Below are 15,525 nucleotides of genomic sequence, written 5' to 3'. Positions count from 1 at the left end.
GGCGCGCTTTCTCATTGGCGATGACAAGCAGCGCCGCGCAGCGGAATCAGTGGAAATATACCGAACTCTGGTGCAGCACGTCCGCCGAGCACAGGATATACATCGCCGCCGCTGCCAGACCTATTTGCAAGGCGCCAAAGCTGATCGGGATGAGGCGGGACATGTCGTACTCCTGAGTGGTGTGAGGTGGGTGGTCAGGCTTTCATCATAGGTTGAGTTGATGCTTTTGGGCATCGGATGAATGTCCGCCACGATGTAGGACAACACCTCGTGCCTGGCACCCTGCCTCGCTCTCCGGCCGTTTAGCGGTTCTTCCAGCGCAGCACCGGCTCTTCCGGCGCCGTGTCCGGCACGTTCGAGATCGCCAGCCAGTGCGTCAGGCGTTCCGGATGCTTGAGATTGATGCCCATGCCGTCGATGATGCCTACCTGTTCCAGCATGCGCGCGTCGATCTTCGCCTTCGACACCGTGGGCGCGCCCATGACCATGCGGTCATACGCCTTGCGCGCCTTGTGTTCCCACTTGTGCAGATTGCTTTCGTCGAAGCGGTTCGCTTCGAAATATACGGTCAGGGTGCCATCGAGGTTGCCGAAGCCGACAATGCCCGCGCCCTTGCGGATGGTGGTGGTGTTATCGATGTCAAATTCCGCCGTGGGCACGAAAATGCCGGCGCGGCCATCGACGTCGGGACGTCCCACGGGCGTTTCCTTGCCGTAGGAACTGGTTTCAGTAATGGTTTTTTCTGCGGACATGGTGCGTGTGTGGTGGCCGTGCCGGGAGCGCAATCGGGCCCGGCAGCGCCAGTCATCCTGTTCAAAAAATGCGTGCTGATGATCAGGGCGGGGTAGGGGCCCTGGCGGAGCGATGCTTGGCATTGCTTGATACCCTGCTATTGTAGCGCTAATTTAATTCTCCTTGGCAACACTTGCTGGGATAATGCAACAGTTTTTCCATGAAAAAGCCGCCCGGCCAGGTGGCGGGGCGGCTGTTGCGCGGCGACTATCCGGGCTCAGGCGGCTGTCTTACGGCGTGCCATGAAACCCAGCAAGCCCAGGCCCAGCAGCAGCATGGTGTAGGTTTCCGGCTCCGGTACGGCAGCCATCACCGAGACGTTGTCCAGGTAGGAACCATAGGTCGGTACGGAGACGGGACCGATCGATTCGAAGCGCAGCAGGCTCGACGAGCCGAGCGCGGTCACGTTCTGGCTGTAGGTTTGCCACACGCCGCTCGTATTGCCGACCAGTGCCGTTGGCGTCAGCAGGGTCGAACCCCAGTAGACATTCATCAGGCTGTTCGCGCCGCCAGCCGTGTCGGGACGGCCCGAGTAGGCGAACGACAGTGCATAGGTGCTGCCAGCCGTGGTGGCGATGGCTTGCGATACGGAGGTCAGCCGGTCGGTATTGAGTTCCAGGTATTGCGTGCCGCTGGCGGCGACGGGATTGAATCCGCCCTGGCCGCCTTGCGTGGCGCCTTTCTGGATTTCAAAGGCCGAATTGCCGCCGGCCGAGGAAGTCCAGCCGGTGACGCTGCTGAGCGGGGCCCAGGCCGAGGCGATGACATTGTTTTCGAAACTGCCGTTGACCACCAGTTCGGTCGCGGCGTTGGCGGCGCCAGCGGTGACCAGGGTGGCCAGTGCGGCGATCTTCAGGAGGGTGGCTGGCGTTTTCATGGGTTCTCGTTTGGTTGGTTAAAAGATAATTTGATTTCTTAAATGACATTTAAAGAATATCACCAAAACTCACACGCAGAACAAGCGCTCGCTAAAAATATTTGCAATTGTGAAATCATTGATGTCCACATAGAAACTAATTTCCATGGTGAATGAATTGCTGTGAAGCTCCAAGGCGAACGCGAGCTTGAAGTTACTTGCGTCACGGTATTTTTGTGACATCGGGACGTAAAAAAACCTGCATCGTAACAACAACGATGCAGGTTTTTTTAGATAGCTGCCGTGCGCAGCGGCATATCGATTCGATAGGCACCCGCGCGCGCAGGCATCAGAACGCCAGGCGGCCCTGCAGGTAGAGCATGCGCGGCGCGCCCACCAACTTGCCCAGGTTGCCGTCCGAGGTGCGCGTGAAGTAGCGCTTGTCGGCGAGATTGTTGACGCCGGCGACCAGTTCCAGGCCCTTCTGGCCCGGCACTGTCCATTTCACTTGCGTATTCCAGGTACGGAAGCCGGGTATCACGCCCAGGCTGCCGGCCGCGTTTTCCGTCACGGTATTGGCTTCGTCGGCGAACTGGCGGCTCTGGTGGCTGCTCGACAAATCAACACCCCAGGCGCCCAGCTGGTAGTGGGCGCCGACGGTATCCGTGTTGCGCGAGTAGAAGGGCACGTCGTTGCCCGCATTCGCGCCATCCTGCAAGGTCGCTTTGGTATAGGTGTAGGTGGCGTAGGCGTTCAAGCCGGCCAGCGGGCCGGACTTGTCGAAGTGGTAGTCGATGGCCGATTCCAGGCCCCGGTGATGCGTGGCGCCCACGTTGTAGAAGACGACGTTCTCGCCGCTGCCCACGGACTGGATCTGGTTGTCGAACTTGATGTTGAACAAGGTCGCTTCGGCCGACAGCTGGCCGCTTTTCCAGCGCGCGCCCAGCTCGGCTGTTTTCGCCAGTTCCGGTTGCAGCGGGTTCTTGCTCGACTGCGCATTGAGCTGCGTATTTTGCACGGCGCCAAACGAGCTGTTGTAGTTGCCGAACAGGGTCACGTTGTTATTGAGCAAGTAGGCCACGTTCAGCGACGGCAGGGCCTTGTTGTTGAGCAACTCGATCTTCTGGTCGACCGGCAAGTGGTTGAAGCGTTCCGTCTTGATGTGTTCATAGCGCACGCCCGGCGTGATGCGCCAGGCGTCGATGGCGATCTTGTCGTCGATATACACGGCTTGCGCATCGGTGGCATTGTCGGCGAAGCGCGTCGGCGCCTGCCGCACGCCGCTGGCGATGACGACGTTATAGATGGCCTCGTCGGCCCGCTCGGCCAGGTAGCGGTAGCCGACGGTGACGTCCTGTGTGACCTTGCCGGTAATAAAGCGCTGCGTGTAGCGCGGCTCGATGGCCGTCGTTTCATAGTTGCGCGGCTGGTGGCCCAGGCCCGTGCGACCGGCGTTGATCAAGGTGCTTTCGCGCGAGCTCTTGTTGTAATAGGCGCGCACCTCGAATTCCTGCGTGTCGGACAGGGCATTCAGGTAGCCGATGTCGAAGGCCTTGCGCTCGCCGCTCCAGAAATCGGTCGGGCGCGTGTTCTGGAACGGGTCCTGCTTGTATTGCGCGGCGGTCAGGCCGCCCGGCGTGCGCGACGTCACGTCGTAGTAGGACAGCTTGCCGTACACCTCGGCCGTCGGGCTCAGATCGTAGCGGAACTTCAGGGCGAAATCGTTGACCTTCTCATCGCTGCCCACGCGCCAGTCGCTGCCGCGGATGCCGGAATACAGCACCGCCAGGCCCAGGCCGCTGTCGAGCTGGGTGCCGGCAAACACGCTGGCCTGCGTGTTGTGGCCCACTTCGCTGTACGCGTTGTAGCGCACGCTGGCGTCGCCCGTGATGCCTTGTGTGGTGGGTACGCGGCGCGTCTTGAAATTGATGATGCCGCCCACGTTTTGCGGGCCGAAGCGCACGGCACCGCCGCCGCGCACCACGTCGACCGTCTCGACATTGGCCAGGCTGACGGGCGCGAACGACAGCTGCGGCTGGCCGTAGGGCGCCACCGACATCGGAATGCCGTCGAGCAATACCGTGCTGCGCGGCGAATAGCGCCCGGCCAGTCCGCGCACGCCGATATTGAGCGAGATGGCGCTGCCGGCGCTGCCCGAGTTGTCGCTGATCTGCACGCCGGGAATCCGGCGCATCACGTCGCTGAGGCTGGTCGCGCCCGAGTTCTCGATGTCGTCCTTTTGCACCACGGTGCGCGCGCCGGCAAAGTTCTTCGTGCTGGCCGTCATGCTGGTGCCCAGCAGGTTGCTGCTGACCTGGATCGATTCCAGGATGGGACCGGCATTCTCGGCGCTGTTGGCGTCCTGCGCCTGCGCGGCAAGCGGGGCGCCCAGGCAGGCGAGGGCGATGGCCAGCGCGCACGGGCGCAGCGAAAAGGGCAATGTGACAGGTGTGGCAGCCATGCATGGATCTCCGTAATGACAATGGTTGCGCGGGCAATCGGGCGGCGCGACAACATCGTGGCGTGGATATCCGGCGCAAGGGGATAGGAATGATAATGATTCTCATTTTATCCGTCAATTGGGCAAACTGCGTAGGATAGGCTTTGCCCGGAGAAAGGCGGGAAGTGTTGCTGGCGCGGTACAGCGAAGCTTCTGGATTGCCGCATGGCACCATTGCTCGGGTGCGGCGGCATTCTGCGTGCTTCTTGTATACTGCCGCTTTTGCAGCCGTCAGACGTGAACGTACAATGAGCCAGACAACTGAAACGACACCAGGCAGTTCCTCCGTGGAACGCCGCCAGGGCGACCAGCCGGCAAGTGCTGCGCGCAAATTGAATCTGCTGGTGGTCGACGACAACCAGGAAGTGGGCGAATCGCTGGCCATGCTGCTTGAAGCGCTGGGCCACCACGCGGTGGTGGTGCGCAACTGGCAGATGGCCGTCGAGCAAGTCAAGCTGTGCGTGCCCGACGCCGTCTACCTCGACATCGAGATGCCCGGCATCAGCGGCATCGAAATCGGCCGCCGCCTGCACCACAATCCCGAGACGGCCAACGCCGTGCTGATCGCCGTCACGGGCCACAGCCTGCCCATGTACATGGACGACGCGCTGGCCGTGGGCTTCCGCCACTTCCTCGTCAAGCCCGTGCGCCTGGACGACCTGGCGACGACGGTGCAGTCGGTGCTGGCGGGGTAGCCTTTCCGCTACCCCGGCTGATGGCTGCTCAAGTGTTCAGCGCCGCGGCGCGAAATTGCAAGCCGAGTGCATGCGTCACCTTCAAAATGGTGTCAAAGCTCGGGTTGCCTTCGCCGGACAGCGCCTTGTACAAACTTTCCCGTCCCAGTCCCGTGTCTTTGGCAAGTTGTGTCATGCCGCGTGCCTTGGCAATATTGCCTAGCGCTTTGGCGATGAAGGATGCATCGTCGCCAGCTTCTTCCAGGCAAGCTTCAAAGTAGGCGACGATATCCTCTTCGGTTTTGAGGTGCTGTGCGCTATCCCATTTGTTGAGTTTTTGTACCATCAGACCTCCTGGAGTGCTTGCGCGAGCTGCTGCGCCGTTTTGATATCTTTCGCCTGCGTTGACTTGTCGCCGCCAGCGAGCAGGATAATGATTTCCATGCCGCGCTGAGTAAAATAAACGCGATAGCCGGGACCACAGTCAATTTGCATTTCCGAAACACCGCCACCGACAGGCTTGCAATCACCGAAGTTGCCATCTTCGGCACGATCAATACGTGCCTGAATGCGGAAAAAAGCTTTCCGATCCTTCAGCTTGCTGAACCAGTCATCGAACGTGGCGGTGGTATGGATGCTTTTCACATATACCAGTGTATTCTTTGGGATACGGAAAATCAAGCGTATGCATCAAGTTTGACTGCCGCGCGCAGGCTGGCTTTGTTAGCTGATGCGTTTGCCTGGCCTGCTGCGCAGGCGAGGGCTGCAGCTGCCTCATGCACGAGCGCGGAAATGAAAAAAGGGTTACAAGCCGAAGCATGTAACCCTTTTATTTACCGCTAATTCTATGGGGTGGCTGATGGGGCTCGAACCCACGACAACAGGAATCACAATCCTGGACTCTACCAACTGAGCTACAGCCACCACTGTCTTACTTACCTGTTTAGCTGTTTTGCTGAACAGGTGCCGAATTATACAAAGAACTCGGCAAAGTGGCAAATCTAAATGCAGTCTTTTTTAAAGAATCGAAAGATTGCATGAAAACGCCTGTTTTCGCTCACACGGACAGGTGCGCGACGGGCGGCTGCAAGTCCAGCAAACCGGAGAAGGCTTGCGCCAGGGACTCGACCTTGGCCGTCGTGTAGCCTTGCAGCTGGGGCGCATCGTTGCCGGTGCGGCGCAGGCTGGCAGCGTCGAGCAAACGGGCCAGCTGGCGCGCCACGGCCTCCCCGGTGTCCACCAGGGTGATCGTTTCCTGCGTATGCGCGCGCACCGTGCGTTCGATAGCGTCCTGCACGAAGGGGTAGTGCGTGCAGCCGAGTACCAATGTGTCGACGCCTTGCGCCAGCACGGGCGCGATGTAGCGCTCCAGCATGGCGCTGGTGGCGTCCAGCGCGTCGTTGCCGAGCTCGCACTGCTCGATGCGGTCGGCCAGGCCTATGCACGGTTGCAAGATGAAGCTGGCGCCGGTGGCGTTGCTGACCTGCTCGCGCAGGGCCAGCAGCTTGTCGCCGCGCAAGGTGCGCTCGGTGGCCAGCACGCCGATCTTGCCGTTGCGGCTGATGGCGGCCGCCGGTTTCAGTCCCGGCTCGACGCCGACGATGGGCAGTTCCGGATAGCGCGCGCGCAGGGCCTTGATGGCGGCGATGGTGGCCGTGTTGCACGCCACCACCAGTGCCTTGGCGCCTTGCTGCAATAGAAAGGCGGTGATCGCCAGCGAACGGTCGACCACCTGCTGTTCCGTCTTGTCGCCATACGGGGCGTAGGCGGAATCGGCAAAATAAATCAAATCTTCCTGCGGCAGCTGCGCGCGGATATGGCGCAGCACCGACAGGCCGCCCACGCCGGAGTCAAAAATGCCGATGGGCGCGTCTGGGCGGGCAGTGCTTGCAATAGAAGTCATATAAAGCCGAAGAAGATAAAAAAACGCCGCGCTGGTGTTGCCGCGCGGCGTCTATGGTAGAGCTTGTTTAAGCGACCGTCACGGGAATCTTGCTGACGCTATTGAGTTGCTCGATCTTCGCCTGCCACTCTTTCGGGCCCGTGTTGTGCACCGACGTGCCCTTCGCATCGACGGCCACCGTCACCGGCATGTCGACCACGTCGAATTCGTAGATCGCTTCCATGCCCATGTCGGCAAAGCCCAGCACCTTGGCGTGTTTGATGGCTTTCGACACCAGGTAGGCGGCGCCGCCCACGGCCATCAAATAGGCCGACTGGTGCTTCTGGATCGATTCGATGGCGACCGGGCCACGCTCGGCCTTGCCGATCATGGCGATCAGGCCCGTCTTTTCCAGCATCATGTCGGTGAACTTGTCCATGCGCGTGGCGGTCGTCGGACCGGCCGGGCCGACGGCTTCGTCGCGCACGGGGTCGACGGGACCGACGTAGTAGATCACGCGGTTTTTAAAATCGACCGGCAATTCTTCGCCCTTGGCCAGCATGTCCTGGATGCGCTTATGCGCGGCGTCGCGGCCCGTCAGCATCTTGCCGTTCAACAGCAAGGTCTGGCCCGGCGTCCACGAAGCGACTTCTTCCTTCGTCAGGGTGTTCAGGTCGACGCGCTTGGATTTTTCCGTGTCCGGCGTCCAGTGCACTTCCGGCCACGACGACAGCGATGGCGGCGTCATGTAGGCCGGGCCGGAGCCATCCAGCACGAAGTGGCCGTGGCGCGTGGCGGCGCAGTTCGGGATCATGGCGACCGGCTTCGACGCGGCGTGCGTCGGGTGCATCATGATTTTCACGTCGAGCACGGTCGTCAGGCCACCCAGGCCTTGCGCGCCGATACCCAGCGAGTTGATCTTGTCGCACAGCTCGATGCGCAATTCTTCCAGTTTATTTTGCGGGCCGCGTTGTTTCAGCTCAAACATGTCGATGTCGTCCATCAACACTTCCTTGGCCATCAGCATGGCTTTTTCGGCCGTGCCGCCGATGCCGATGCCCAGCATGCCAGGCGGGCACCAGCCGGCGCCCATGGTCGGCACCGTCTTCATGACCCAGTCCACCAGCGAATCGGACGGGTTCATCATGATCATCTTCGATTTGTTTTCCGAGCCGCCGCCCTTGGCTGCCACTTTCACGTCGACGGTATTGCCTTCGACCAGTTCCATGTGCACCACGGCTGGCGTGTTGTCCTTGGTGTTCTTGCGGTCGAAATGCGGGTCGGCCACGATGGAGGCGCGCAGCTTGTTGTCGTCGAAGTTGTACGCGCGGCGCACGCCTTCGTTGACGGCGTCGGTGACCGTGCCGGAGAAGCCTTCGAAGCGCACGCCCATGCCGATTTTCAGGAAGACGTTGACGATACCCGTGTCCTGGCAGATAGGACGCTTGCCTTCCGCGCACATGCGCGAGTTGGTCAGGATTTGCGCGATCGCATCTTTTGCCGCCGGGCTTTGCTCGGCCGCGTAGGCGCGCGCCAGGTGCTCGATGTAATCAGCAGGGTGGTAGTAGCTAATGTACTGCAACGCTGCGGCGACGGATTCGATCAGGTCTTCTTGCTTTATGACAGTCATGGTGTTCTCGCGGTGGATAAGAAGGGTAAGACTTTTACTAATTAATAGTTACTGGTTGCGGCATCGAAAATGACAAAGCCCATGGCCGCCGCTGGCAGTCATGGGCTTCTTTCTTTAGTGTGGCGCTCTTGCTTGATTCTGGGTCACGGTCATGATGCGGTCGGTGTACGCAATGGCCATGGCCGAAATGATGAAGACCATGTGGATCACCGTTTGCGCAATGATCACTTCCATCTTGTAGGAATTGGCATTGATAAATGTCTTCAACAGGTGGATCGACGAGATGCCGATGATGGCCATCGCCAATTTCGTCTTCAGCACGGAAGCATTCACATGCGACAACCATTCCGGCTGGTCTGGGTGGTCATCGAGGTGCATGCGCGAAACGAAGGTTTCGTAGCCGCCAATAATGACCATGATCAGCAGGTTCGAAATCATGACCACGTCGATCAGGCCTAATACCACCAGCATGATGGTGGCTTCATTGAGCTTGGTCGGCAGGGCGCTACCCGGTACGGCGACGGCCGTCAGCACGTGCTGCAGGGCCGCGTCATTGCCGAACACGGCACCGATCAGGTCGGACAATTCCACCCAGAAATGGAAGACATACACGCATTGTGCGAGGATCAGGCCCAGGTATAGCGGCAACTGCAGCCAGCGCGACATGAAGATGAAGGAGGACAGCGGGTGCAGCTTGGTATGTTTGGATGACGGTGGTAGGTGGTCGATCATGTGGGGTTTCCTGGGGGAGTAAATACCAATTTTTGGTATGCCCGACATTTTACACTTGCTGCTGATTACTGCGCATGGCCTTGCTCCTGATTATTAGGTTTGATGAAACATGAAGTGGTATTGAACCTTCGGTGCAGCATGCATTTTCCCAGTGAAAATACTGTACGGCGTCCCCTTGACTCCCATTGCCGAAGGCGCTTATGGTTAGCCTTGATAGGGGTAAAACGCTGCATAAACGCGACATGTAAGGCGTCCGTAAGACACGGGGTCTATCGTGTTAGCAAACAATTACTACACTGGAGACAAGCATGAGCGCTACAGAAAACCAAGGGCAGGGCACGGAACAGCAGGGACCGGAGGAGTCGCGCGTATTTGAACCGTCGGCAGCGTTTGCTGCACAGGCAACGATTTCCGGCATGGACGCCTATCGCGCCATGGTGGCCGACGCCGAACGCGACTACGAAGGCTTCTGGGCCAAGCTGGCGCGCGAGAACCTGAGCTGGAAAAAGCCGTTCACCCGCACCTTGAACGAAGACAACGCCCCGTTCTACAAATGGTTCGAAGACGGCCAGCTGAACGTGTCGTACAACTGCCTGGATCGCAACATCGAAAATGGTCTGGGCGACAAGACGGCCATCATCTTCGAAGCGGACGACGGCACCGTTACCAAGGCAACCTATAAAGAACTGCACGAAAAAGTCTGCAAGTTCGCCAACGGCCTGAAAGCCAAGGGCATCGCCAAGGGCGACCGCGTCATCATCTACATGTCGATGTCCGTCGAAGGCGTGGCCGCCATGCAAGCCTGCGCGCGCATCGGCGCCACCCATTCCGTCGTGTTCGGCGGCTTTTCGGCCAAGTCCTTGCAGGAACGCATCATCGACGCGGGCGCCGTGGCCGTCATCACGGGCGACGAGCAATTGCGCGGCGGCAAGAAGCTGCCATTGAAATCCATCGTCGACGAAGCGCTGGCGCTGGGTGGCTGCGACTCCGTGAAAAACGTCATCGTCTACCAACGCACAGGCAGCGACCTGCCGATGGTGGCCGGCCGCGACACGTGGCTGCACGACCTGGTCGAAGGCCAGAGCGCGCAATGCGAACCGGAATGGGTCGATGCCGAGCATCCACTGTTCATCCTCTACACCTCGGGTTCCACCGGCACGCCGAAGGGCGTGCAGCATTCGAGCGGCGGCTACCTGCTGTGGGCCGCGCTGACGATGAAATGGAGTTTCGACATCAAGCCGGACGACGTGTTCTGGTGCACGGCCGACATCGGCTGGGTGACGGGCCACAGCTACATCGCGTACGGCCCGATGGCCGTGGGCGCCACGCAAGTGGTGTTCGAAGGCATCCCGACCTACCCGAACGCGGGCCGTTTCTGGGAAACCATCAAGAAACACAAGGTCAGCATCTTCTACACGGCGCCCACGGCCATTCGTTCGCTGATCAAGGCGGCCGACGTGGACCCGAAAGTGCATCCAAGCCACTACGACCTGAGCAGCCTGCGTTTGCTGGGCACGGTCGGCGAACCGATCAATCCGGAAGCGTGGATGTGGTACTACAAAAATATTGGCGGCGAGAAATGCCCGATCGTCGATACCTTCTGGCAAACGGAAACGGGCGGCCACATGATCACCCCGTTGCCGGGCGCCACGCCGATGGTCCCCGGTTCCTGCACCCTGCCATTGCCGGGCATCATGGCCGCCATCGTCGACGAGGCGGGCCAGGACGTGCCGAACGGCCAGGGCGGCATTCTGGTGGTAAAACGCCCATGGCCATCGATGATCCGCACGATCTGGAACAACCCCGAGCGTTTCAAGTCCAGCTATTTCCCGGAAGAACTGGGCGGCAAGATGTACCTGGCAGGCGACGGTGCCATCCGCAACAAGGACACCGGCTACTTCACCATCACGGGCCGCATCGATGACGTCTTGAACGTATCGGGCCACCGCATGGGCACGATGGAAATCGAATCGGCCCTGGTGGCCAACCCGCTGGTGGCCGAAGCGGCCGTGGTGGGCCGTCCGGACGACACGACAGGCGAATCGATCTGCGCCTTCGTGGTGTTGAAGCAAGCGCGTCCGACGGGCGAGGAAGCGAAGAAGCTGGCCCTGGAGCTGCGCAACTGGGTCGGCAAGGAAATCGGCCCGATTGCGAAACCGAAGGAAATCCGTTTCGGCGACAACCTGCCAAAAACCCGCTCCGGCAAAATCATGCGCCGCCTGCTGCGCGTGCTGGCCAAGGGCGAGACGATCACGCAAGATGTCTCGACCTTGGAAAACCCGGCGATTCTGGATCAGCTGAAGGAAGCGTCGTAATGAAAGGTCGGTTCCTACGGGGGCCGACCACGGCCTTTGTTGGGCTGCTGCTTGTCGTTGCCAGCTTTAACTTTTATCCCACGGTAAATAACTTTGGCAGTCCGTAGAATCTTTGCTATAATCTGCGGCTTCGCGACAAGCGAGAAATAGTACGCAATGCGAGCAAGTCGACGCATTGCCTGCAGGAGAGGTGGATGAGTGGTTGAAGTCGCACGCCTGGAAAGCGTGTATAGGTTCATAGCCTATCGGGGGTTCGAATCCCCCTCTCTCCGCCACGGATAGTAATTAAGTAAGATCAGGACGTCTCAGGAAGTCCCTCAAAAACCGCTTAGAGCCTTGATTCTAAGCGGTTTTTTCGTTTTTCGGCGTCTCAGGTCGTGTCAGCCCATTTCAATGCATCGCGCTTTTTTTAGGGTAGGTGATGTGGAATCGGCGGCATACCCTTGATCGTCTACTCTTTTAATTTGCACCATCTTGTCTATAGTGTTCTTTCAACACGTTGACGTGGAGGTGCATCATGCCCAAGATCATTGCTCCGCTGACTGACGCTCGGATCAGGAACGCCAAGCCACGCGAGAAGTTGTACAAACTGTTTGATGGCGACGGCTTGTACATCGAGGTGACACCAAGCGGTTCGCGCATCTGGCGCTTCAAGTTCCGACAGGCCAACGGCAAGGACAACCTGCTGACCTTCGGCCCATATCCGGAAATCACGCTGCAGCATGCTCGCGAAAAGCGCCTGGAGACCCGCCGCCTGATTCTGCAAGGGATCGATCCCGGCAAGCACCGCGATGACGCCAAGCGGCGATTGAAGGAGCGCGCCGCCAACACATTTGAAAAGATTGCCCGCGAGTGGCACGCCAACAAGGTGCCGACCTGGAGCGAGCGCACCGCCAAGAACGTCCTGCAACGGCTGGAGGCAGATATCTTCCCGGCCATTGGCCGCAGGCCCATCGATGAACTCAAGCACCTCGATGTAATCGCTGCACTGCGCAAGATCGAGGAGCGCGGCGCAAGCGAAATCGCCCATCGCCAGAAAGCGGTATGTGCGTCAATTTTCAGCTACGCGATTCAATGCGGATTCACAGAGAGTAATCTGGTCACCGATATGAAGGATGTGTTGAAGACCGTCCGCGCCGGACACTTCGCCGCTATCAACGCTGACGAACTACCGCAGTTTCTGGCCATTCTGGACCGCAACGAAGCACGCATGTTCGCGCCGACCCGCATTGCGCTGCGGCTGATGCTGCTGTGCTTTGTGCGCACCAGCGAGTTGATCGAAACGCCCTGGAGTGAAATTGACCTGGAGCGCGGCGAGTGGATCATTCCATGGCAGCGCATGAAGCGCGGCAAGCTGACCGTCAATCCGGATATGACCAACCATCACGTCTGCCTGTCGCGCCAGGCGCTGGAGCTGCTGCGCGAACTGCACGCGATCACGGGCCGCAGCAAGTACCTGTTCCCGAATCAGCGCGACCACGAAAAGCCGATCAGCAATAACACGATACTGGTGGCGCTTGGACGCATGGGATACAAGGGCAAGATGACCGGCCATGGCTTCCGGGCGCTGGCCATGAGCACCATCAAGGAGCGCCTGGGCTACCGGCATGAAGTCGTGGACCGGCAGCTGGCACATGCACCGAAGGATAAGGTGGCCAGCGCCTATGACCGCGCCCAGTTCCTGGCGGAGCGGCGCCGGATGATGCAGGATTGGGCCGACTATATCGATGCCGTCAGCGGCAAGGGAGCGCCGCCGCAGGCGCCTAGATTAACGCTGGTCAGCGGTGAATTCAGCCGGGATGGCGGAACAGGAGGGCACCATGTCTAAGTATGTATTGCGCCTCACGGATGCGCTTATCAAGCAGACCGCTTCCAAGGAAAAATTACATAAACTAGCTATCGGAGCCTTTGTCCGGGCTGCAACGCTGCCGGTCAATGCCAGTGGCACCAGTCCAGCCCGCGCCGGTTCCAATTCTGCGTACTACGAAAAGCGCACTTGACGAAACGAACCACTTGCAAACGTCGATATCAGGCATAGAATGAAGCTCTCTTATGTGGGAATCGCTCCCACGAGGGCATGCATCGAGCATGTCCCTATGCTTAGCGGCATAGGCGTTGCGGTCGTCACCCGCCACCATGATACTTAGCAGTTTCTGCTAGATATATCGCCGGGCCATGCAGAAGCATGCACATCTCGGCACGATAAAGCGCTGCCTTCAGCGTCTACATATCCCACAGTCCGCAAGACGGATTGCCTGGATGATTGCGCCCGTTGGGCGCTTCCTCAAACAGGAGCAAGACTCCTGCCCCGATTGGTTCGCATGCCCCGCGAGGTAGCGCACCCTATGAAGTACAGCATGGCTATGCCGCAAGCCGCACCGTCAGCAGAAATGCCAGCGATGCGACGCCATCGCGGCTGCCGCCAGCGCATGTGATTCAGAGTCGCCAGTATCGTCACCGCGAGTGCGATGCTGGCATGTATGCCGTCACATGCCATGGCTACGTGCGCGCGTCGTTACTGGCGGCGTGCTGCCAGTGACGACGCGCCGCCGACGGCATAGGCCCAGGCGGCAAGTACAGAGCATCCGCGTGACGGTGCTCAGTGACGAGGCCAGATGCCTCTCCATCGCAGGCTAGCCTTGCGATTTCCTTCGCCCGCTACGGGCTGATTAGTTGAAGTTGATCCGTGCACGATGTGCACTCCATGGACCCTGGGTGATTGGTCCCCGCTGCGGCAGCTCCCTCCGGGAGCGCGCAGCGGTGCCACACGCGCATGCGGCGCGGGCAGGCATTAACAGCAACCGCATACACGGGAGTGGTGTCCCGAGGCCCTTCATTCAACCTTTTCTGCTGAGGCAGCGAGGGTGGCCAGAAACACTTACCTGACAGGATTACACCACGCGGCATCGATGTGAAAACCAATGATCGGAAGGATGACTTTGCCATGCGCGACTTGAACTACCAGCTCAAGCAACTCTGTCACCGCAACCGGGATGGCAGCTTTGCGACGCAGGCCGACCGCGAGCGCCTATTAAACCTGTGCGCCAAGGACCTGGCGGAACGAGGCTTCCAGCATATGAGCGTGGACAGTCTGAAGCCGAAGCATGTGGCGGCGCTGCTCGACAAGTGGAAGCAGGATGGCGTCAGTACCGGAACGATCAAGAATCGCATGAGCGCCCTGCGCTGGTGGGCCGAGAAGATCGGCAAGGAGAACATCATCGCGCGCACCAACGGCGAATACGGCATCGCGGAGCGGGTGTTTGTCACCAATGTCTCCAAGGCGAAGGTGCTCGACGCTGACACGCTGGCCCGCGTGAATGATCCGTATACGCGCATGTCCCTGCAGTTGCAGGCGGCGTTTGGTTTACGACGCGAGGAAAGCATCAAGATCAAGCCGGGATGGGCCGATGGCGGGAACATCCTGCGGCTGAAGGATAGCTGGACCAAGGGTGGCAAATACCGGGAAGTGCCGATTACCACCATGCAGCAGCGTGCCGTGTTGGAAGCGGCCAAGGCGCTGGCGGGAAAAGGCAGCTTGATTCCGGCGCAGTTGCGGTATCGGGACCAGTTGAACCGCTTTCGTGCGCAGTGCGACAAGGCTGGCCTCCATGGCGTGCATGGACTGCGCCATGAGTACGCGCAGCGCCGATACGCCGAGTTGACCGGCCGACCTTGTCCAGCCAGTGGCGGCCCGACGTCCAGACAGCTGGATGCTTCACAAAAGTTGGCGGATAACGCTGCAAGGTTAAAGATTTCGATGGAGATGGGGCATGGGCGTGAACAGGTGACTTCCATCTATCTGGGCAGATGACCGCCCACTTGTATCAGGGGCGCAGCGCATGGAGTAGACGAGATGCAGAAGGGGCAGCCCTGGCGCTGCCGGAATTATCGCGGAGAGTCGGCATGACTCTCCATTGTTTGCTGTTCATCAATCGAAGGAGAATCTTATGACCACAACTAAAAAATTCCTCCGCTTGCCTGCGGTCATCGAGGCCACCGGCTGGTCCCGCGCCACTATTTGGCGCAAGGTGAAGGCAGGCGTGTTGCCAGCGCCTATTCCCATTGGCCCCAAGTCCATCGCCTGGGACGCAGAGGAGATCGCTCAATGGCAGCAGCGCTGTATTGACGCTAGGCGTGGAGTCGT

The 15,525-nt window shown here is 59.6% G+C and carries 14 protein-coding genes and 2 tRNA genes; 7 read left to right on the top strand and 9 right to left on the bottom strand.

The window, feature by feature from the left end:
• Positions 1–302 precede the first annotated feature (302 nt).
• From AC0V2Y_RS27120 to AC0V2Y_RS27110, 3 genes are all read right to left on the bottom strand, one after another.
• A complete protein-coding gene (locus tag AC0V2Y_RS27120; protein WP_475416395.1) occupies positions 303–752 on the bottom strand; it encodes a hypothetical protein in 450 nt (149 codons plus the stop codon).
• 257 nt (positions 753–1,009) lie between these two features.
• On the bottom strand, positions 1,010–1,669 hold the full coding sequence (locus AC0V2Y_RS27115) for a PEP-CTERM sorting domain-containing protein (protein WP_475416394.1): 660 nt from the start codon (positions 1,667–1,669) through the stop codon (positions 1,010–1,012).
• A 328-nt stretch (positions 1,670–1,997) separates the two neighbouring features.
• Positions 1,998–4,109: a TonB-dependent receptor family protein gene (locus AC0V2Y_RS27110; protein ID WP_475416393.1), complete on the bottom strand. Its 2,112-nt coding sequence runs from the start codon at positions 4,107–4,109 to the stop codon at positions 1,998–2,000.
• Between the two features lie 287 nt (positions 4,110–4,396).
• Here AC0V2Y_RS27110 and AC0V2Y_RS27105 point away from each other — a divergent pair, with 287 nt between their 5' ends.
• Positions 4,397–4,843 carry a response regulator gene (locus AC0V2Y_RS27105; protein WP_219133084.1) on the top strand — a complete coding sequence of 149 codons (447 nt, stop codon included), beginning with the start codon at positions 4,397–4,399 and terminating at the stop codon, positions 4,841–4,843.
• 28 nt (positions 4,844–4,871) lie between these two features.
• Here the strand turns inward: AC0V2Y_RS27105 and AC0V2Y_RS27100 are convergent, their stop codons facing one another.
• The 6 genes from AC0V2Y_RS27100 to AC0V2Y_RS27075 form a co-directional block, all read right to left on the bottom strand.
• A complete protein-coding gene (locus AC0V2Y_RS27100) occupies positions 4,872–5,168 on the bottom strand; it encodes an addiction module antidote protein (RefSeq protein ID WP_116743337.1) in 297 nt (98 codons plus the stop codon).
• Positions 5,168–5,503 carry a type II toxin-antitoxin system RelE/ParE family toxin gene (locus AC0V2Y_RS27095; RefSeq protein WP_475416392.1) on the bottom strand — a complete coding sequence of 112 codons (336 nt, stop codon included), beginning with the start codon at positions 5,501–5,503 and terminating at the stop codon, positions 5,168–5,170. Before AC0V2Y_RS27095 ends, AC0V2Y_RS27100 begins: the two co-directional genes overlap by 1 nt.
• Before the next feature lie 167 nt (positions 5,504–5,670).
• A tRNA-His gene (locus tag AC0V2Y_RS27090) sits at positions 5,671–5,746 on the bottom strand.
• A 133-nt stretch (positions 5,747–5,879) separates the two neighbouring features.
• A complete protein-coding gene (gene murI / locus AC0V2Y_RS27085) occupies positions 5,880–6,725 on the bottom strand; it encodes a glutamate racemase (RefSeq protein WP_475416391.1) in 846 nt (281 codons plus the stop codon).
• A gap of 67 nt (positions 6,726–6,792) precedes the next feature.
• Positions 6,793–8,334, bottom strand: a complete 1,542-nt coding sequence (locus AC0V2Y_RS27080; protein WP_475416390.1) for a fumarate hydratase — start codon at positions 8,332–8,334, stop codon at positions 6,793–6,795.
• A 114-nt stretch (positions 8,335–8,448) separates the two neighbouring features.
• Entirely contained in the window at positions 8,449–9,066 is a 618-nt protein-coding gene (locus AC0V2Y_RS27075) for a YqhA family protein (protein ID WP_035825234.1), read from the bottom strand.
• A gap of 308 nt (positions 9,067–9,374) precedes the next feature.
• Here AC0V2Y_RS27075 and acs point away from each other — a divergent pair, with 308 nt between their 5' ends.
• The 6 genes from acs to AC0V2Y_RS27045 all read left to right on the top strand — a co-directional run.
• Positions 9,375–11,381: an acetate--CoA ligase gene (gene acs / locus AC0V2Y_RS27070; protein ID WP_475416389.1), complete on the top strand. Its 2,007-nt coding sequence runs from the start codon at positions 9,375–9,377 to the stop codon at positions 11,379–11,381.
• A 184-nt stretch (positions 11,382–11,565) separates the two neighbouring features.
• Positions 11,566–11,656 (top strand) — tRNA-Ser (locus AC0V2Y_RS27065).
• Between the two features lie 242 nt (positions 11,657–11,898).
• Positions 11,899–13,209 carry a tyrosine-type recombinase/integrase gene (locus tag AC0V2Y_RS27060; RefSeq protein ID WP_475416388.1) on the top strand — a complete coding sequence of 437 codons (1,311 nt, stop codon included), beginning with the start codon at positions 11,899–11,901 and terminating at the stop codon, positions 13,207–13,209.
• A complete protein-coding gene (locus tag AC0V2Y_RS27055; protein WP_475416387.1) occupies positions 13,202–13,381 on the top strand; it encodes a hypothetical protein in 180 nt (59 codons plus the stop codon). Before AC0V2Y_RS27060 ends, AC0V2Y_RS27055 begins: the two co-directional genes overlap by 8 nt.
• A gap of 944 nt (positions 13,382–14,325) precedes the next feature.
• Positions 14,326–15,192, top strand: coding sequence for a phage integrase N-terminal domain-containing protein (locus tag AC0V2Y_RS27050; RefSeq protein WP_475416418.1), 867 nt, complete (start codon positions 14,326–14,328; stop codon positions 15,190–15,192).
• 136 nt (positions 15,193–15,328) lie between these two features.
• Positions 15,329–15,525: helix-turn-helix transcriptional regulator (locus AC0V2Y_RS27045; protein ID WP_475416386.1), on the top strand; the 197-nt coding region annotated here is incomplete at its 3' end.

It is taken from the genome of Janthinobacterium sp. BHSEK, assembly GCF_056174685.1.
This window is presented reverse-complemented; position numbering and strand designations above follow the sequence as displayed.

Excerpts from the sequence above, each read along its gene's own strand:
- AC0V2Y_RS27120 (WP_475416395.1), bottom strand. The coding sequence starts at position 752 with ATGTCCGCAGAAAAAACCATTACTGAAACCAGTTCCTACGGCAAGGAA.
- AC0V2Y_RS27115 (WP_475416394.1), bottom strand. The coding sequence starts at position 1,669 with ATGAAAACGCCAGCCACCCTCCTGAAGATCGCCGCACTGGCCACCCTG.
- AC0V2Y_RS27110 (WP_475416393.1), bottom strand. The coding sequence starts at position 4,109 with ATGGCTGCCACACCTGTCACATTGCCCTTTTCGCTGCGCCCGTGCGCG.
- AC0V2Y_RS27105 (WP_219133084.1), top strand. The coding sequence starts at position 4,397 with ATGAGCCAGACAACTGAAACGACACCAGGCAGTTCCTCCGTGGAACGC.
- AC0V2Y_RS27100 (WP_116743337.1), bottom strand. The coding sequence starts at position 5,168 with ATGGTACAAAAACTCAACAAATGGGATAGCGCACAGCACCTCAAAACC.
- murI (WP_475416391.1), bottom strand. The coding sequence starts at position 6,725 with ATGACTTCTATTGCAAGCACTGCCCGCCCAGACGCGCCCATCGGCATT.
- AC0V2Y_RS27080 (WP_475416390.1), bottom strand. The coding sequence starts at position 8,334 with ATGACTGTCATAAAGCAAGAAGACCTGATCGAATCCGTCGCCGCAGCG.
- AC0V2Y_RS27075 (WP_035825234.1), bottom strand. The coding sequence starts at position 9,066 with ATGATCGACCACCTACCACCGTCATCCAAACATACCAAGCTGCACCCG.
- acs (WP_475416389.1), top strand. The coding sequence starts at position 9,375 with ATGAGCGCTACAGAAAACCAAGGGCAGGGCACGGAACAGCAGGGACCG.
- AC0V2Y_RS27060 (WP_475416388.1), top strand. The coding sequence starts at position 11,899 with ATGCCCAAGATCATTGCTCCGCTGACTGACGCTCGGATCAGGAACGCC.
- AC0V2Y_RS27055 (WP_475416387.1), top strand. The coding sequence starts at position 13,202 with ATGTCTAAGTATGTATTGCGCCTCACGGATGCGCTTATCAAGCAGACC.
- AC0V2Y_RS27050 (WP_475416418.1), top strand. The coding sequence starts at position 14,326 with ATGCGCGACTTGAACTACCAGCTCAAGCAACTCTGTCACCGCAACCGG.